Origin of the sequence: Prevotella sp. RM4, assembly GCF_000701965.1 — a bacterium.
Taxonomy (GTDB): domain Bacteria; phylum Bacteroidota; class Bacteroidia; order Bacteroidales; family Bacteroidaceae; genus Prevotella; species Prevotella ruminicola.
The window spans coordinates 1-16,741 of record NZ_JNKG01000002.1 but is presented as its reverse complement, the minus strand read 5'-3'; the positions used below and the strand labels follow the sequence as shown (position 1 = coordinate 16,741).

The 16,741-nt window shown below is 47.8% G+C and carries 18 protein-coding genes, 1 tRNA gene and 1 rRNA gene; 5 read left to right on the top strand and 15 right to left on the bottom strand.

All coding sequences use genetic code 11. From position 1 onward, the window contains the following. Positions 1-76 precede the first annotated feature (76 nt). Positions 77-1,039: a LuxR C-terminal-related transcriptional regulator gene (locus T499_RS0100595; RefSeq protein WP_033149363.1), complete on the top strand. Its 963-nt coding sequence runs from the start codon at positions 77-79 to the stop codon at positions 1,037-1,039. 17 nt (positions 1,040-1,056) lie between these two features. Here the strand turns inward: T499_RS0100595 and T499_RS0100590 are convergent, their stop codons facing one another. From T499_RS0100590 to T499_RS0100580, 3 genes are read right to left on the bottom strand one after another with little or no spacing between them, the layout of a single operon-like run. Next, positions 1,057-2,559, bottom strand: coding sequence for a sensor histidine kinase (locus T499_RS0100590; protein WP_033149362.1), 1,503 nt, complete (start codon positions 2,557-2,559; stop codon positions 1,057-1,059). Positions 2,560-2,577: 18 nt separating this feature from the next. Further along, entirely contained in the window at positions 2,578-3,048 is a 471-nt protein-coding gene (ribH, locus tag T499_RS0100585; protein WP_013065589.1) for a 6,7-dimethyl-8-ribityllumazine synthase, read from the bottom strand. A gap of 5 nt (positions 3,049-3,053) precedes the next feature. Continuing rightward, positions 3,054-3,737 (bottom strand): tetratricopeptide repeat protein, encoded by a 684-nt coding sequence (locus tag T499_RS0100580; protein WP_033149361.1) that lies wholly within the window; start codon positions 3,735-3,737, stop codon positions 3,054-3,056. Between the two features lie 141 nt (positions 3,738-3,878). Between T499_RS0100580 and T499_RS0100575 the strand changes: the two genes are divergently transcribed. Together T499_RS0100575 and T499_RS0100570 are read left to right on the top strand one after the other, a co-directional pair. Next, positions 3,879-4,979: a DNA replication/repair protein RecF gene (locus T499_RS0100575; protein WP_033149360.1), complete on the top strand. Its 1,101-nt coding sequence runs from the start codon at positions 3,879-3,881 to the stop codon at positions 4,977-4,979. Continuing rightward, positions 4,972-5,262 carry a DciA family protein gene (locus T499_RS0100570; protein ID WP_013064001.1) on the top strand — a complete coding sequence of 97 codons (291 nt, stop codon included), beginning with the start codon at positions 4,972-4,974 and terminating at the stop codon, positions 5,260-5,262. The genes T499_RS0100575 and T499_RS0100570 overlap by 8 nt, the downstream gene beginning before the upstream one ends. On the opposite strand, the gene T499_RS0100565 is transcribed toward T499_RS0100570, so the two are convergent. The 10 genes from T499_RS0100565 to T499_RS0100520 all read right to left on the bottom strand — a co-directional run bounded on the left by T499_RS0100565 (position 5,255) and on the right by T499_RS0100520 (position 14,522). Further along, positions 5,255-5,800 carry a 5-formyltetrahydrofolate cyclo-ligase gene (locus T499_RS0100565; protein WP_033149359.1) on the bottom strand — a complete coding sequence of 182 codons (546 nt, stop codon included), beginning with the start codon at positions 5,798-5,800 and terminating at the stop codon, positions 5,255-5,257. The genes T499_RS0100570 and T499_RS0100565 overlap by 8 nt on opposite strands. Next, positions 5,793-7,493: a S41 family peptidase gene (locus T499_RS0100560; RefSeq protein ID WP_028908587.1), complete on the bottom strand. Its 1,701-nt coding sequence runs from the start codon at positions 7,491-7,493 to the stop codon at positions 5,793-5,795. Before T499_RS0100560 ends, T499_RS0100565 begins: the two co-directional genes overlap by 8 nt. Before the next feature lie 3 nt (positions 7,494-7,496). After that, positions 7,497-7,934, bottom strand: a complete 438-nt coding sequence (locus T499_RS0100555; RefSeq protein WP_013065511.1) for a deoxycytidylate deaminase — start codon at positions 7,932-7,934, stop codon at positions 7,497-7,499. Further along, a complete protein-coding gene (locus T499_RS0100550) occupies positions 7,906-10,020 on the bottom strand; it encodes a M3 family metallopeptidase (protein ID WP_033149358.1) in 2,115 nt (704 codons plus the stop codon). The genes T499_RS0100555 and T499_RS0100550 overlap by 29 nt, the downstream gene beginning before the upstream one ends. A gap of 132 nt (positions 10,021-10,152) precedes the next feature. Further along, entirely contained in the window at positions 10,153-10,830 is a 678-nt protein-coding gene (locus T499_RS0100545) for a Crp/Fnr family transcriptional regulator (RefSeq protein ID WP_013064931.1), read from the bottom strand. Between the two features lie 6 nt (positions 10,831-10,836). Beyond that, positions 10,837-11,862, bottom strand: coding sequence for an FAD:protein FMN transferase (locus T499_RS0100540; RefSeq protein WP_033149399.1), 1,026 nt, complete (start codon positions 11,860-11,862; stop codon positions 10,837-10,839). Between the two features lie 7 nt (positions 11,863-11,869). After that, positions 11,870-12,559 carry a DUF6048 family protein gene (locus tag T499_RS0100535; RefSeq protein ID WP_033149357.1) on the bottom strand — a complete coding sequence of 230 codons (690 nt, stop codon included), beginning with the start codon at positions 12,557-12,559 and terminating at the stop codon, positions 11,870-11,872. Next, positions 12,510-13,019 carry a DUF6452 family protein gene (locus T499_RS0100530; RefSeq protein ID WP_084162839.1) on the bottom strand — a complete coding sequence of 170 codons (510 nt, stop codon included), beginning with the start codon at positions 13,017-13,019 and terminating at the stop codon, positions 12,510-12,512. Before T499_RS0100530 ends, T499_RS0100535 begins: the two co-directional genes overlap by 50 nt. Then, positions 13,019-13,975 carry a glycosyltransferase family 2 protein gene (locus T499_RS0100525; protein ID WP_013063969.1) on the bottom strand — a complete coding sequence of 319 codons (957 nt, stop codon included), beginning with the start codon at positions 13,973-13,975 and terminating at the stop codon, positions 13,019-13,021. Before T499_RS0100525 ends, T499_RS0100530 begins: the two co-directional genes overlap by 1 nt. Before the next feature lie 4 nt (positions 13,976-13,979). After that, positions 13,980-14,522: a DUF4199 domain-containing protein gene (locus T499_RS0100520; RefSeq protein WP_013063416.1), complete on the bottom strand. Its 543-nt coding sequence runs from the start codon at positions 14,520-14,522 to the stop codon at positions 13,980-13,982. 275 nt (positions 14,523-14,797) lie between these two features. On the opposite strand from T499_RS0100520, the gene T499_RS0100515 reads away from it, so the two are divergent. Further along, a tRNA-Thr gene (locus T499_RS0100515) sits at positions 14,798-14,871 on the top strand. Between the two features lie 53 nt (positions 14,872-14,924). Further along, on the top strand, positions 14,925-15,551 hold the full coding sequence (locus T499_RS0100510; RefSeq protein WP_033149355.1) for an AlbA family DNA-binding domain-containing protein: 627 nt from the start codon (positions 14,925-14,927) through the stop codon (positions 15,549-15,551). Positions 15,552-15,745: 194 nt separating this feature from the next. Here T499_RS0100510 and T499_RS0100505 read toward each other — a convergent pair whose 3' ends face one another. Further along, complete coding sequence (locus T499_RS0100505; protein ID WP_033149354.1) at positions 15,746-16,558, bottom strand: alpha/beta hydrolase; 813 nt, start codon at positions 16,556-16,558, stop codon at positions 15,746-15,748. A gap of 68 nt (positions 16,559-16,626) precedes the next feature. Continuing rightward, a 5S ribosomal RNA gene (rrf, locus tag T499_RS0100500) occupies positions 16,627-16,739 on the bottom strand. Positions 16,740-16,741: the final 2 nt, after the last annotated feature.

Genomic DNA, 16,741 nt, shown 5'->3' with positions numbered 1-16,741 from the left:
ATAATAAGTATTGTATATATGAAAAAATAGTATTAATTTTGCACCCGTAATCATTAATAGGCATACAGGTAAGGAAATGAAGAATCAGAAGATGTATGAAGCGGACGATAAAATGATATCACTGATCCGCGATAATTACGATTTGTTGCAGGCACTTGGAAGCTTTGGCATAAACCTGGGTTTTGGAGATAAGACGGTACGCGAAACCTGCGAGGACAATGATGTGGACACCTACACATTCCTGGCAGTGGTGAACTTCGCCATGAACGGTTATGGTGAGTTTGACAACGACGAACAGATCAGCGTGCCCACCCTGCTGCACTATCTGGAGGCCAGCCATGCCTATTTTCTGGAGTTCCAGCTGCCTTACATTCGCAGAGAGCTGAGCGAGAGTCTGGACGAGAACGACTCGCTGGGCCGACTGATACTGAAATTCTACGATGAGTATGCCCACGAAATACGTCGCCACATGCAGTACGAGCAGAAAACCTTGTTCCCCTACGTACAGCAGCTGATAGATGGCGAGCCTGCCAATGATTACAACGTAGAGACATTCTCGAAGCACCACGGTGCTACCGACAAGAAACTGCGCGAGCTGAAACTGCTGATTATTAAATATCTGCCACAGGACGGACTGCACAACAACCAGCTTACCGCTACACTGCACGATATTTACGAGAACGAGGTTTGGTTGCGCCAGCACGCGATGGTTGAGGACCATATTTTTGTGCCTGCCATCCGCCGATTGGAGCAGATTACCAAGCAGCAGGACGTGACACGCAACATTTCGGGTATGGTGTTTGGCAATGCCACCGCACAGAATCCCGACGCGCTGAGCGACCGTGAAAAGGATGTGATTATTTCGCTGGTGCAGGGTATGTCGAACAAGGAGATAGCCGATCACTTGTGTATATCAATCAACACGGTGATTACCCACCGCCGCAACATAGCCCGCAAGCTACAAATACATTCACCAGCCGGATTGACCATCTATGCAATAGTCAATGGGCTGGTGGACATATCAACTGTAAAGTTATAAAAGGTGTAGTTGTTTGCTTAAGAATGTAACAACAGCACAAAGCGTGTACCCTTGGTGAACTCGGGATCGATATCGAGGTCGCCCTTCATCTTGATGGCCATCTGCTTACAGATAGGCAAGCCAAGACCGTCGCCCTCGGTAAAGTCCTTCACCTCGGTAAATGGCTTGAATACGTCGTCGCGCTTATCCTCGGGGATAGGCTCGCCGGTGTTAGATACCAGGAACTGGTGAACGTGTGCACCACGCTTCTTGTATTCCAACCAGATAGTACCATCCTTTGGAGCATAGATAGCAGCATTAGCCAGCAGGTGCTGCAGGATATGCTGTACATACTCCTTATTCATATTAACGCTCAAGGCGGGCACGTTAGTTTTTACTACCACGCCTGGGTTAACCTTGCTCTTGATAGCGTCGACCAGCTCGTTGCAGAATGGGGTGAGCTGTACATCGGCTGTTTCTACCTCCTGACCGATGGTGTTCTCAAGATCAGAGAGGGTGGCGATATGCTCAGAGAAATCGAGCAGGGCCTTAACCTCGGGAATCTTGGCATCGAGCTTGTGGAGTGTAGGATTAAGCTGAGCTGAGATATTGCTGATGAACTTGGCCTTGAGGGCATTGTTCTCGTTGGCCAGGTTAATGAGCTTCTTCTGCTTACGGGTAAGCAGGATAAAGCGCATCAATACAATACCACCCAATACCAAACCTGCAGCCAGAGCTACTGCCAGGATGCACAGACCTACGATAATGGCCTGGCGCGCTGTGAGCGAGCTGGCCTGATCGTCGATCTTAGCCTCGTTGTCAGAAATCTGCTTTTTCAGTGCGCCAATCTCATCGGCATGCTTCAAGGTGTTAACCGAATCTTTCCAAGCCAGATAGTTGCTGTACGACTGTGCCACCATATTGGCATTGCCACTACGACGGGCATTGGCAATCAGGGTTTTGTAAACCTCGTCAACCTTGTCGTACTGCTTAGAGGCGGTAAGCTTACCGGCCATCTCCTTGAACACCTCATTACCCTGGGCATTCTGTCCGAATGAGTAATGATATACGGCTTTATTATAAAGAAGGTCGTTCTTGAGTTCTTCGTCGGCAGCGTAGGTAACCTGGGTCTCCATCAGGCCAAGCTGATCCTTGGCGCTATCACTCTTGCGCAGCTTGATGTACATGGCCAAGCGCTCTTTAGTGATGATGTAATGGAGGGCAGCCTTCTCCTTAGCATTCTTGCTACGTGCATCAATCTCAGCATCGGCACGGCGAAGCAAATCGAAAGCCTCTTTCCAATAGTTATCCTTGTAATACAAAGCAGCACCACGAGTGGCACACTCCATGCCAACCTTTAACTGGCCCTGACGGGTGTACTCTTCGAAAGCGCGGATAAAGCTAAAGCGGGCACCTGCCACACTACCTTTCTGCATTTCGCTCTCGGCACGCTGATGTAACTCACTCTTCGTGGCTTGCTGAGCCTGGGCAATGCCCACACTGAAGCACACGACTAACAGAAGAACAAAAACCTTTTTCATAATATGCGTTAGATTAGATTAGAACTTTGCCATCTTGATGGCTACAACGGCACACTCATCACCCTTATTACCCAAGCGGCCACCGGCACGGTCGAGTGCCTGCTGCTGGTCGTTGGTGGTGAGCAAACCGAAGACTACAGGGATATTGCTTGTTGCATTAAGACGAGCCACACCCTCGGTAACGCCCTGGCAGATGTAATCGAAGTGAGGAGTCTCGCCACGAATCACGCAACCAAGAATAATGACGGCATCGTAACCATCATTAAGGGTCATCTGATGAGCGCCATAAATCAGCTCGAAGCTACCAGGCACCGTCTTAACATGGATATTTTCAGGCAAAGCGCCATGCTTTTCGAGTGTGCTAACACATCCGTCGAGCAGGGCGCCAGTTATTTCGGGATTCCACTCGGCCACGACAACTCCGAAGATCATGTTCGAAGCGTCGGGCACTGTGGTAATATCGTATTCCGATAAGTTTTTAGTAGCCATGGAGATTATTTTGATGAAACACGCTCAATATAGCCATCGATAGTCTGATAAGCCATAGAGTTGAAGTACTTCTCTTTAACCTCCTGATACAGCTTCAGGGCCTCATCGTTCTTACCCTGGCTCTCGAGAATCTCACCAGCCTGGATAAGGAAGGTAGGCGACAGAGAGTTGTTGTCGGCCTTCTCGGCAGCGCTCTTCAGGTGTGATACAGCCTTGTCGAGCTGGTTCAGGTGTGCATAAGCGTTACCCAGAGCACCCTCGGCAGCTGGAGAAATCATCTGATCGTCGGCACCATCGAACTCCTCGAGGTACTTAGCAGCATCCTCCCACTTGTTAAGCTTAGCGTAGCAGAGACCGGCATAAAGGTTTGCCAGGTTACCAGCTGCTGTGCTGCTGAACTCGTCGGCGAGCTTTACAAAGCCCTTGAAGCTGGCGCTGTCGCCATTCAAAGCCTTCTGATAATCGCCTGCCATGAAGAGCTCCTGACCCTTGGCGATAGCTGTGCTAGCCTTAACCTCCTTAGGACCGCTAACGTAGGTCTTGTACAGAACCACACCAGCGATGATGATTACAATTGCTGCTACGGCAGCACCAATGGCCTTCTTGTACTTAAAGAAGAAAGCCTCACTCTGATTCAGGCTCTGCTCAGCTGTCTGGGCGGCCTGCTGTTGATTTGTTGTATTTGCCATTATAATATTTATATTTAAATTTCCAAAAATCGGGTGCAAAGTTACTAAAAAAGACACACATTTTATATTTTTTTGCGGAAAATATTTATTAATCTGTGTTAATCCTTAGCATCAATGCCCAAAAAACGCTACCTTTGCACTATGATTCTAGAAAAGTTATCGGTCATCAACTACAAAAACATAGCAGAGGCCACACTGGATTTCTCGCCCAAAATCAACTGTCTGATAGGACAGAACGGGGTGGGAAAAACCAATGTGCTGGATGCGATTTACTACCTGTCGTTCTGCCATTCGGCCAATAATCCTATCGACTCGCAAGTGATACGTCATGGGGCCGAATTCTTTGTGCTGGAGGGCGCCTACGAGGGCGACCTGCACATTTACTGTGGCATGAAGCGAGGCACTAAAAAACACTTTAAGCGCAACAAGAAGGAGTATCGCCGACTGTCGGAGCATATCGGACTGATACCGGTGGTGGTGGTATCGCCATCAGACACCCTGCTGATTGAGGGTGGCAGCGAGGAACGACGCCGCCTGATGGACATGGTGATTGCCCAATACGAACATGGCTATATGGAGGCCATGAACCGCTATAACAAGGCCCTGCAGCAGCGTAATGCGATGCTGAAACTTGACGAGGAGCCCAACCCGGATGTAATCAGCCTGTTTGAGGAACAGATGGCCTACGAGGGGGAGCGCATCTACAAGAGCAGAAAGGCATTTGTTGAGGAGTTGACACCTATCTTCCAGCGCATTCACGAAACCATCTCGGGTAATCGCGAACAGGTGGCACTGAACTACGTGTCGCATTGCCAGCGCGGTCCGCTGTTGGAGGTGATACAGCGCGACCGATTCAAGGACCGTGCCATAGGTTACTCGCTGCATGGTGTACACCGCGACGACCTGGAGATAACCTTAGGCGGACACCTGATGAAACGCGAAGGCAGTCAGGGGCAGAACAAGACGTTTGTGATTGCCCTGAAGCTGGCACAGTTCGACTTCCTGAAGCGTACCAATTCGAAGACTACCCCACTACTGTTGCTCGACGATATTTTTGACAAGCTGGACGCCCAGCGCGTGGAGCAAATAGTAAAACTGGTGGCAGGCGATGATTACGGACAAATTTTTATTACCGATACCAATCGCGACCACCTGGACCTGATACTGAGCCGGCAGACGCTGGACTATAAGATTTTCCACGTAGATAAGGGAGAAATAACAGAAACGCAGAAAGATGTTTAAGCGCGACGTACATAATGTAAAAGATTTGATTCTGAAGAATCTGAGAGCACAGGGACTGGAGACGCCCTTGTTGCAGAAACGACTGATGGACTCGTGGGCCGAGGTGGTTGGCGAATTTGTGGCCAACTACACCGAGAGTATGTACATCAGAAACCAAACACTATACGTACATCTGACCAACCCTGCCATGAGGGCTGACCTATCGATGATGCGCAGAGAGATAGTAAACAAACTGAATGCCCATGTGGGCACTCAGGTAATAGCCGATGTAAGGTTTAACTAATCAAGCCATCCATACACACATCGTGTTCGTCGGCGGGAATCGCATCTACACGCTGGAAATCAAAGCAGACACCATAGAACACAGCGCATCGCGGCTGAGAGAATGAACTCAGGAAACGATCGTAATAGCCCTTACCGCGACCCAGGCGGCGGTTCTCCTTATCAAAAGCCACACCAGGCACCAGCACAACTTTAATATCGTTGTACTTCTCTTTTGGCATAACCGGACCCGTTGGTTCCATAATACCAAAAGCCCCCTTCTGCAGACTATCACGCCCCGTATATCGGCACAGCACCATCTCGGTATCGCTTACCACCTTCGGCAGGTAAACGTTTTTGCCTGCTGCCAGCAATTCGTCGAGCAACTGATGGGTACATACTTCGTCGGGAAGCGAGTAATAGGCCACAATGTTGTCCATAAACATGAGATACTCCCTCATATGGGATACCACAGTAGCAGACAGTTCACCCAACTGTTGTTGAGTGAACTGCTGTTTACGTTCGCGCATCAGGGCGCGAAGAGCGTTCTTATTAAGCATGAGCTATCATTTTACTGAGCAACCTGATTTCGCGACTGTCGGCAATCTTTGCCACCTGCTTGCCCTTGGTTTTGGGCATCGGTTTCTGAGGGAATGCGCCCTCGGAATGGAACAGTCTCAGAGTCTCATCAATCACAGGATCGTTCTGGTTGAGATACTCGGTCCAGGCCTGCTCGTTATGGATGTTATAGATAATTCGACTTACTACAAAGCGCTCGAGCAACTTGTACGACTTCTGAATCATCAGGTTACGACGCTTCAGTCCGTTCTTGTCAGCAAAGTTTACAAACTGCTCAACAATATTCTGGCGTTTCAGATAGGTTTCCATCTCCTTTACGTTGGTAATCGCACCCAGCTTGGCACGGTTATCGTCGGTATAGGTAAATGCAAACTGCAGGATAAGACCCGACATGGCAGCCTCCTTGTAGTAAGAGGTAACGCCAAGGGTATCCTCAGGAATAAAGATATCAGGAGTGATACCGCCACCGCCGTACACAATACGACCATTGTTGGTGTGGTACTCGGGACCTGTATTCTTAATGCTATCCTTTGAGAAGAACTCGCCATGCTGATAACGGGTCAACCAATCGTCGTCGTAATGGTTGCCATTGTTATAAGGCTTCTGGATGCAACGACCAGATGGGGTATAATAACGAGCAATGGTGAGGCGAATCATTGAGTGGTCGCTGAACTCCATAGGTTTCTGAACCAAACCCTTACCAAACGAACGGCGACCGATAATGGTACCACGATCGTTATCCTGAATGGCACCTGCCAAAATCTCAGAAGCCGAAGCAGAACTCTCGTCGACCAGCACTACCAGAGGCAGGCGCTGATAAGAACCACGACCATCGGCACGGTAATCCTGACGTGGGAAAGCACGCCCCTGGGTGTAAACAATCAGCTGGCCACGCGACAGGAACTCGTTGGCAATCTGCACTGCCGACTCTAAATAGCCACCGGTGTTGCCACGAAGGTCGATAACCAGATTGCTGAAACTCTGCTGCGACAGCTTGGCCAGTGCAATCAGCAATTCGGGATAGGTATTCTCGCCAAAGTTACGAATCTTGATATAGCCACACTCGTCGTCGAGCATGTAGCAAGCGGTAACGCTCTTGGTAGGAATCTCGCCACGGGTAATGGTAATATGACGGATTTTCTTCTCGCCATAGCGGATAACGCCCAGTTTAACCTTGGTATCCTTTGGACCCTTAAGGCGGTGCATGGCCTCCTCGTTGGTAACCTTCTTACCTACAAAGGCCGAATCGTCAACCTCAACAATCTTATCGCCAGCCAGCATACCGGCACGCTCGGCAGGACCATTACCAATCACGTTTTGCACACGGATGGTGTCCTGACGGATGGTAAACTCGATACCGATACCAAAGAACGAGCCGCGCAGGTCGTCGTTGGCAATCTCGCCATCACGGGCACTGATGTAAACCGAATGGGGATCGAGCTCAGCCAGAATCTGAGGCATGGCTTTCTCAACCAGCTCGTTGATGTTCACCGTATCCACATACTGATCGTCGATGATATGGAGCAGGTTGTTGAGCTTGTTACCACTCGAGTTGATGATATTCAGGCGGTTGCCTGAGAAATGGTTGGCATAAAACGTTCCGATAACAATACCCACAACCACACATACGGCCATAAGCAAAGGCATGAAACGATTAGTTCTATTCTTACTCATTTTTTATTTATCTTCTAATCCAATATAGATAACCTCGATGCCAGCACGCTCAAGCAGCTCGATGCCATCGGTGAGGCGGTATTTCTCGCCATAAACCACACGCTTGATACCAGCCTGGATGATAAGCTTGGCACACTCGATGCATGGCGAAGCGGTAATGTAGATGGTGGCGCCATCGCTGTTGTTATTGCTACGCGCCAGTTTAGTAATGGCATTGGCCTCGGCATGCAGCACGTAAGGCTTGGTTACGTTGTCGTCGTCCTCACACACGTTCTCAAAGCCGCTGGGAGTGCCGTTGTAACCATCGCTGATAATCATCTTATCCTTTACCACCAGCGCACCAACCTGACGGCGCTTGCAGTAGGAGTTCTCAGCCCAAATACGTGCCATACGCAGATAGCGTACGTCAAGTTTACTTTGCTTGTCGTTTTTTGATTCCATTCCGTTTAAGTAATGCGTCAATGGTGGGTTCGCCACCCTTGAACCGTTTATATAATGTCATCGGATTTTCGGTACCACCTTTCGACAGGATGTTCTCGCGGAAACTGCTGGCTGTCTTCTTGTCGAAAATGCCATGTTTCTTGAACACGCTGAAAGCATCGGCATCGAGCACCTCGGCCCACTTGTAGCTGTAATAGCCAGCGGCATAGCCACCTGCCATAATGTGCGAGAACTGCACCGTCATACAGGTATCGGGCAACTGAGGCAGCACCATGGCTTTCTCCCAAGCCTTCTTCTCGAACTGAATGATATCGGCTGTAAACTCATCCTTCTGGGTGTAGTAAGCCATATCCAGCAAACCGAAGCTAACCTGACGCATGCAAGCGTAAGCCACATTAAAGTTACGACTCTTTACAATGCGGTCGATAAGTTCATCGGGCAAAGGCTCGTCTGTCTGATAGTGGAAGGCAAAGGTGCGCAGGAACTCTTTCTCGATCGAGAAATTCTCCATGAACTGCGAGGGCAGCTCCACAAAGTCCCACCACACGTTGGTGCCACTCAGGCTCTCGAAACGGGTGTTGGCAAACATGCCATGCAATGAGTGTCCGAACTCGTGCAGGAAGGTCTCCACCTCGCCCAATGTAAGCAGGGCGGGCTTCTCCTCGGTAGGTTTAGTAAGGTTCATCACCACACTGACGTGGGGACGCACATTACGCATATTATCATCGCCAAAAGGTTTCTTCTGGTCGATACGTTCTTTCCACTGGCCCTGGTATTCGGTCATCCAGGCTCCACCCTGCTTACCCTTGCGGGGATGGAAATCGGCATAGAATACAGCCAGGAACGAGCCATCCTCATCAAACACCTCGTAAGCCTTTACATCAGGGTGATAAACGGGGATATCCTTGTTCTCCTTAAAGGTGATACCGTACAGACGATTGGCTAATCCAAACACGCCGTCAATCACCTTCGAGAGTTCGAAGTATGGGCGCAGCATCTCGGCATCGAGATTATACTTTTGAAGCTGCAGCTTGTGCGAATAGAACGAAAAGTCCCATGGCTCGAGCTTAAAGTTGTTGCCCTCCAGCTTGCGTGCCATTTTCTCGATAGCCTCTACCTCCTTGATGGCTGTGGGCTTGTAGGCATCAATCAAGTTGTTAAGCAACTTATATACGTTGCGCACATTACCTGCCATACGGTGCTTGAGCACGTAATCGGCATAAGTTTTATGACCCAGCAACTGAGCCAGTTCGCGACGCAGGTTGATGAGTCGCTTACATATCTCGAGATTATTCTCGGTATTATCGTGGATACACTCCGTATTCTTAGCCATATACAGCTGGCGGCGCAGTTCGCGCTGGGTGCTGTAGGTCATAAAGGGCGAATACGAGGGAAAGTCGAGTGTAAATACCCAACCCTCTTTCTGCTGCTCCTTGGCTGCCAAAGCTGCTGCCTCGCGAGCAGTATCGGGAAGGCCATCAAGTTGAGCCTCGTCGGTAATATGCAGTGTAAAGGCCTTGTTCTCCTTTAGCAGATTCTGCGAGAACTGCAAGCCTAGCATCGAAGCCTCTTCGGTAAGCTGGCGCAGACGCTCCTTACCAGCGGCATCGAGCAGAGCACCACTACGCACAAAACCATCGTAGCAGTTATCAAGCAGCATTTTCTCCTCGGCAGTAAGCTTACGATGATGCTGATGAACATATTTTACGCGCTCAAACAGGCGCTCGTTCAAACGGATATCGTTGGCATGCTTGGTAAGGATGGGACTCATCTTCTGAGCCAACGCATCCATCTCGTCGTTGGTCTCGGCCGAAAGCAAATTAAAGAATACAGTAGAAACGCGACCCAGCAGATCGTAGTAGCCCTCCTTATCCTTCTCGTCATCTACACTGATAATAGTATTGTCGAATGTAGGTTTTGCAGGATTATTGATAATACGCTCTATCTGTTCATCGTCGCGACGGATGCCTTCCAACATAGCCTCTTCGAAATCTTCCATGCGGATACGGTCGAATGGGGCTGTGTCGTGAGGTGTGTTATAAGGTTCAAAGAACGGGTTCGTTCTAGCTTTCTTTTCGTTTATCATTATACTAACTCTTTTCGGATTGCAAGGACGGTGCAGCCCGTTCTCGCATTTTCGATGCAAAGTTACGACAAAAATCCGATACTTTACAAAACAATACATTAAAAAAGCTGAAAACGCAAAGAATAGGCGTTTCTACTTGGTATAAAGCAGGCGTTCGAGCTGAGGAATCTCTATTTTACCACGACTCAACTCTATCAGTCCACGGTGCTGCATATCGTTCAGAATACGCGACACATTGAGGCGACTATCGTTCACCTCCTCGGCCAATCGGGTCATCAGGATATTAAACGTTTTATGACCGGCTGGATACAAGCAACGCTGGGTAAGGAATCGTACCACACGGTCCTCGAGCGACTGGGGTGCACGGTACCACACCTGACGCATCTGCTTCTGCGTCTGAGTGGCAAAATGGTTAATCATATTCAAGCGGAACACCAGGAAATCTTCGGTAAGTCGCACTACCTCCTCCTTGTCGAGCGTCAGGAAGTTCACATCGGTCTGGGCTATAAAATCGCGGGTGTAGCGCTGGTTATAGCCAAACACCGCCTCCAACTGAATGATATAAGGAGCCGAAATCTGTTCCTCAACATGATAGCCATAGTCGTCGGCAAACGAGCGCACTTTCAGACTGCCATTTATCAGGAAATAAAGCTGATGACAGTTATCGCCCGATTTCATCACGGTCTTACCAGCATTCAACTTCAAGAATCCGAAACGGGTGTGACCAGCCACAATCTCCAAATCGTCGCGACTCATACCCTGGAACAAAGGGAACTGCAGCAGCTTATCAAAAATCTGGAGAACAGCCATACGCTTTTATTGCTGAATCTTATTCTTAAGCGAGGGCGAATACCAAACGGCATTCTTACCATCCTGATCGCAGTAAATCAGATAAGCCATCAGTTCAGGGTGCTGCGCAAGTACCTGCTTAGCCTTTTCTACACCCATCACCATAAACGAGGTGGCATAGGCATCGGCCACAGCACAGGTGTTAGCAAACACCGTAGCCGAAAGGATGCTATGCTGAACGGGATAACCCGTCTTAGGATCGATAGTATGGGCGTATTTCTTACCGCCCTTATAGTAGAAATTACGGTAGTTGCCACTGGTAGCCATCGCCTTATCGGTAATAGCCACAATGCTCTGAACCTCCTGACCTGCGCCCTGCACATCGTCCTCAGGCTTAGAAATACCTACGCGCCAAGGTTTCTGATCGGGGTTCAAACCACTGGTAACAATCTCGCCACCAATCTCGATCATAAAGTTATTAACGCCCTTGCTACGCAGCAGTTTGGCCACTACATCGGTACCGTAACCCTTGGCAATAGCCGAGCAGTCGAGCATGATGCGATCATCAGTCTTACTGATCTTACCTTTTTCGAGGGTAACCTTCTGATAGCCAATAATCTGCATCAGACTATCTACCTGCTGTTTCGAGGGCTCGATACCATTCTTAAAGCCGAAGCCCCAAGCATTAACCAACGGGGCAACAGTGATATCAAAAGCACCATCAGTCTCTTTCGAGATGTTCATCGCCAATTTGTACACTTCGAGGAACATATCGTTAAGCTGCACATCCTGATTCTGATTTACAGCAGTGATAATCGATTGGGGATTGAATGGTGACAGCGAGGCATCTACCTTAGCCAACTCTGCGTTGATGCTATACGTCATATCCGAATCACACTGATACACAGCGTGATAGAACGTTCCGAATACCTTATCGGCACTTTTATGATAAGGCATATTACGCTGCTGACGGATAATCAGCACCGTACCAACAATCAGCAGTACCAGAAATGGCAACTGCCACAAAAGCTTTTTGTTCTTGGGTTGCTGCATCAGTTTCTTAGATATCAATAATCACATTGAAGGTTCCACCCAGACGGGTATCGCCAAAGATTCCAAAGCCTGGCACATACCAAGTATTACCAAAATCGCCCTCTTCCTTATGGGCAATGCGGCGCTTATAGCGCAGGCTCCAGCCCAAATGCAAGGGACCATAAATCTTGGCATCAACACCCACTACAGCCTCTATCCAATGGTAGTTGCAAGGGGCATCTAACACACCATAACCAGTAGGCCACTTCCAAGTGGGATCGGTAAAATCAGGGCACGAAATATCAACCTTATACGATGTAAAAGCATAACGCAAACCACCATACAAACGGTTATCACCGTGTTTATCCTTCAATAGATTCTTATCAATACCAATACGGAAATAAGGAGCCGATGTGCTATAGTGAATCTTTGTTACATCATCGTTGTGATTAGCACGTCCCAATCCAGCCTCGATAATCGGGAACCACTCGTCGTGCAAATTAACACGCAGGGCACCTTCGTACTGACCATTATCAGTAAAAGCCATCAGTCCCGCTCCAACCAGATCGAACGAAACAGCAAAACCACGGAACATGGGCACAGAGTCTTTCTGGAACGAGAAAAACTTCTGAGCCTGAGCTGGCACCGATGCCGAAAGCACCAGGATACTAATCGTCGCTCTTAGGATAGAGGTAGAAATGAACCGTCTTAGAATCATAGGTTACTGATGGGTTATTAATCACAATTGAGTCGATGTAGTTGCGGGTATAGCGCACACTGGTGAGCGTGTGGAAAAAAGTGGTATTACAATCCACCGATTCGAAATGGGGATAGTCGTCCTTCTTAATCCATACGGTATCGCGTACCAGCGAATCAGTATTGGCTATTTCAAACTTGAACAGCAGCACATCCTCGGGATGCGAGTAACTGATAGGCAAGTTAAACTGACTAATGCCTACACCTTTATTATATATAATAGAGTCGCGACCACTGTAAAGCACCACGTTCTCATTATCGACATTAACGGTCGAAATGGTCATTGTATCAGTAATCGTTAATTCATTACCATCGCTGGTGCGTATCTGATAAAGAGTTGCCACCGTACGGTCGACAGGACAATCGACAGACGAGCAGGCTACCATCAGCGCTGCCAACGACAGATATAACAGACGTTTCATCATATCTTCTCCTCTATCTGATAATCATTACGTCCGCTCGACGAGCGACTAATCAGATCGCCCAGGAAGCCTGTCAGGAACAGCTGTGTTCCCATCAGCATCATGGTAAGCGCAATGTAGAAGAATGGTGAATTGGTTACCAATCGCTGGGGGATATGGTTAGCCAAGCACCACAGTTTATCAGCACCAATCCAAGCTGCAGAAATAAAACCAATAAAGAACATCAGTGTACCCAGGAAGCCGAACACGTGCATAGGTTTCTTACCAAATGTGCTCAGGAACCAGAGTGTGAGCAGGTCGAGATAACCATTCACAAAGCGGTTCAAACCCATGAACTTCGACGAACCATACTTACGTGCCTGGTGCTGTACCACCTTCTCGCCAATCTTATTGAATCCAGCATTCTTGGCCAGATAAGGGATATAGCGGTGCATCTCGCCATACACCTCGATATTCTTTACTACCGCCTTGCGATAAGCCTTCAGTCCGCAGTTAAAGTCGTGCAGATTCTTAATGCCGCTTATTTTGCGGGCTGTAGCATTGAACAGCTTGGTAGGGATAGTCTTCGAAATGGGGTCGTATCGTTTCTGCTTGTAGCCACTCACCAGATCGTAGCCCTCTTCCTTAATCATACGATACAACTCTGGGATCTCATCAGGCGAGTCCTGAAGGTCGGCATCCATGGTAATCACCACATCGCCCTGAGCCTGCTCAAAACCACAATACAGAGCAGGACTCTTACCGTAGTTTCGGCGGAACTTGATGCCCTTTACCACACCGGGCTGCTGCTTGTTCAGCTCCGAGATAATCTCCCACGAACGATCGGTAGAACCATCGTTAATGAAAATCACCTCATAGCTGAAGTTGTTTGCCTTCATCACACGCTCTATCCACGCATAAAGCTCAGGGATAGACTCATCCTCATTATAAAGAGGTATAACTACTGATATATCCATAATTTCAATTCAAATTTTCAATTCTTTTGCGCTGCATAATCAGTCCGATGGGCACACCAAGAATGAAACCCAACGAGATATTGATGGTGAGAATATTCAGCGCATAGTCGATAGGACGCGTCATAGCCATTTCGGCCAAACTCTCGTCCACCATTTGGGTCATACCATATTGCTCCAACATGGCCTTACCCTCCTCAGTGCTCATCATCTTGGCAAACGAACTTACCAGATAGCCATTATCCATATAAGCAAAATACAGATACTGAACCACTGCCAACAGCACGGCGCCATAAAAGAACACAAAAATAGTATAAGCATAACTACGGGCAAAGGAGATAATACCCTCCCTACCCTCGTCGCGGAATTTGCGCAAGCGGTTGGCTACAAAGAATGGCGTCATCACAGCCATCAGCATAGCAGCCATAGCCAGAACCTGATTAGTCAAGCCAACAATGTAGCTTGCGAAGCTAGCAATCCAAAGGATAGCCAGAAAGAAACCATCCTGACGAGCGTAAGCCTTTAATTGTACATATTCTGGTGCGGTCATCTTTTAACATTTACCTCTTACAGGGTGCAAAATTAAGCATTTTCCTGCATATAACGGGGGCAATCCCTGAAAAAATAGTTAAAATCACGAAATTTTTCAATTCTCGATTCTCAATTCTCAATTAAAAGTAGTACCTTTGCACCCGCTTTAAGCAAATAGTTCTTTAAAATTACACGGGTAAGTCCTGTACGGCCAGCTCCCTTTGAATCCCCCAGGGTGGGAACGCAGCAAGGGTATTAGGTTGTAGCGGCGCGATGCAGATCGCTTACCCACCCGCCTCTTTAGCTCAGTTGGCCAGAGCACGTGATTTGTAATCTCGGGGTCGTTGGTTCGAATCCGACAAGAGGCTCGTTTTGAATATGAGGATTGACGTTAGTCAGTCCTCTTTTCATTTTCAGACGTATGGACGATAAGCGTTATATCCATAGCCTCATTCGTGAGGGCGAACACCAGCAACAGGACTTCAAGTACCGTGTGTCTGACGCCTGTAAACTGGCTAAATCAGTATCGGCATTTGCCAATACCGATGGAGGACGGTTGCTGATAGGCGTACGCGATGATGGAAATCTATCAGGCGTCCGTTCCGAAGAGGAAATATACATGATGCACCAGGCGGCTTACAAATACTGCAAGCCCGAAGCAAGCATTAAGTTCGACACCTATCATATTGAGGGACGTACCATTGTGATTGCTACCGTTCCGCCATCTACCCGCAAACCTGTTTGCGCCATCGATGCAGAAGGTAAGGCACGAGCATATATCCGCATCAACGACGAGAATATTGTGGTCTCTCCTGTTCACCTGGCCCTGTGGCGTGAATCACAGAACCCCCAAGGAACTGTCATGACCTACGATGACACAATACGTCAACTACTCGACGCCATGCCCACACAGCAAACACTTAACCAGATTGTTCGCCAATCACGCCTACCACGCCACAAGGTTATCACACTCCTGGCGCGACTTATCCGTTTTGGAACAGTCAGCTGGCAATATACTAACCAGCAGTTTCTGTTCAGCCTTGTATAAAGATTTTCTTAAAACTACACCATTTTCTTAGTTAATTTGTTTATCTTTGCAACGTGAAACAAATTAATATTAAGCATTATGGATTTATTACACATTATTGCAGTAGTAGCACTCATCATCATTGGTGTAGCTATTTATATCAATAAACGTAATGGCTAAGAGGCACTTAGTCATTACGTATAAGAATCCACATATCAAGGATTTACGGGCAGTCCCTGCATCTGCTTGATATGTGTATCAAGAATATGGAAGGCAGGATCTACCATACCACCATGACCATGACCATCTATCTCATACAAATAGGTTTGTTTGTGACCAACTAATTTCATCATACGGGCCAGATACTGATTCTCATCGTATCTACCATATAATTCCAACTCACGATCACCACAAATCAACACCAATGGTGGACAATCATTACGCACCCAATAAAGCGGCGCATACTGGTCGATAGTTGGCTGCAAAGGCCGGATGCCCTGCATCTTACGTACATTATAATGGGTAATAGCTTGACCACTAAAAGGAATATACTGCCAAACACTATCAGCATCAACCTGATAGTTATTAAGCCAAGCCTTATTTAAACAAAGCATCATGGCGAGATAGCCGCCTGCAGAGTGACCTGTTACAACTATTTTTCGCACATCGCCACCATACTCTTTAGCATGACGAAAAGCCCAAGCAACTGCTTCGGCAGCATCATCAATCGTTTTATCAACAGTAACTTTAGGCAATAAACGATAGTTAGCACCTATCACCACATACCCTTTATCCTTTAATCGTTGTGGAATCTCTTTCTGGCCAGCCTCTAATCCGCCACCATGAAACCATACTATTACAGGACAATCTTTCTTACCTTCTGGGTAATACACATCCAGTTTCAAACGCTCTTTAGCATAAGCATCAGTTTTTGAAGTATAACTGATATTTGAAACAGTTTTGTAATTCTGTGCACTGATGGCGACAACCATCAGAAGCAATACGGCTAATACATTTAATCTCTTCATAGTTCGTTAGTTTTTGAAAATAAAAAAAGCCCTAGAGAAGTGTATCTCCAGGGCTATCGTTAAAATAAAGACGGCGGCTTCCTACTCTCCCGCATTGCATTGCAGTACCATCGGCGCAGGTGGGCTTAACTTCTCTGTTCGGAATGGGAAGAGGTGGGACCCCACTGCAATAACCACCTAATA

What these genes read in the sequence shown, in the direction of transcription:
- T499_RS0100595 (WP_033149363.1), top strand. Translation starts at nt 77, where the DNA reads ATGAAGAATCAGAAGATGTATGAAGCGGACGATAAAATGATATCACTG.
- T499_RS0100590 (WP_033149362.1), bottom strand. Translation starts at nt 2,559, where the DNA reads ATGAAAAAGGTTTTTGTTCTTCTGTTAGTCGTGTGCTTCAGTGTGGGC.
- ribH (WP_013065589.1), bottom strand. Translation starts at nt 3,048, where the DNA reads ATGGCTACTAAAAACTTATCGGAATACGATATTACCACAGTGCCCGAC.
- T499_RS0100580 (WP_033149361.1), bottom strand. Translation starts at nt 3,737, where the DNA reads ATGGCAAATACAACAAATCAACAGCAGGCCGCCCAGACAGCTGAGCAG.
- T499_RS0100575 (WP_033149360.1), top strand. Translation starts at nt 3,879, where the DNA reads ATGATTCTAGAAAAGTTATCGGTCATCAACTACAAAAACATAGCAGAG.
- T499_RS0100570 (WP_013064001.1), top strand. Translation starts at nt 4,972, where the DNA reads ATGTTTAAGCGCGACGTACATAATGTAAAAGATTTGATTCTGAAGAAT.
- T499_RS0100565 (WP_033149359.1), bottom strand. Translation starts at nt 5,800, where the DNA reads ATGCTTAATAAGAACGCTCTTCGCGCCCTGATGCGCGAACGTAAACAG.
- T499_RS0100560 (WP_028908587.1), bottom strand. Translation starts at nt 7,493, where the DNA reads ATGAGTAAGAATAGAACTAATCGTTTCATGCCTTTGCTTATGGCCGTA.
- T499_RS0100555 (WP_013065511.1), bottom strand. Translation starts at nt 7,934, where the DNA reads ATGGAATCAAAAAACGACAAGCAAAGTAAACTTGACGTACGCTATCTG.
- T499_RS0100550 (WP_033149358.1), bottom strand. Translation starts at nt 10,020, where the DNA reads ATGATAAACGAAAAGAAAGCTAGAACGAACCCGTTCTTTGAACCTTAT.
- T499_RS0100545 (WP_013064931.1), bottom strand. Translation starts at nt 10,830, where the DNA reads ATGGCTGTTCTCCAGATTTTTGATAAGCTGCTGCAGTTCCCTTTGTTC.
- T499_RS0100540 (WP_033149399.1), bottom strand. Translation starts at nt 11,862, where the DNA reads ATGCAGCAACCCAAGAACAAAAAGCTTTTGTGGCAGTTGCCATTTCTG.
- T499_RS0100535 (WP_033149357.1), bottom strand. Translation starts at nt 12,559, where the DNA reads ATGATTCTAAGACGGTTCATTTCTACCTCTATCCTAAGAGCGACGATT.
- T499_RS0100530 (WP_084162839.1), bottom strand. Translation starts at nt 13,019, where the DNA reads ATGAAACGTCTGTTATATCTGTCGTTGGCAGCGCTGATGGTAGCCTGC.
- T499_RS0100525 (WP_013063969.1), bottom strand. Translation starts at nt 13,975, where the DNA reads ATGGATATATCAGTAGTTATACCTCTTTATAATGAGGATGAGTCTATC.
- T499_RS0100520 (WP_013063416.1), bottom strand. Translation starts at nt 14,522, where the DNA reads ATGACCGCACCAGAATATGTACAATTAAAGGCTTACGCTCGTCAGGAT.
- T499_RS0100510 (WP_033149355.1), top strand. Translation starts at nt 14,925, where the DNA reads ATGGACGATAAGCGTTATATCCATAGCCTCATTCGTGAGGGCGAACAC.
- T499_RS0100505 (WP_033149354.1), bottom strand. Translation starts at nt 16,558, where the DNA reads ATGAAGAGATTAAATGTATTAGCCGTATTGCTTCTGATGGTTGTCGCC.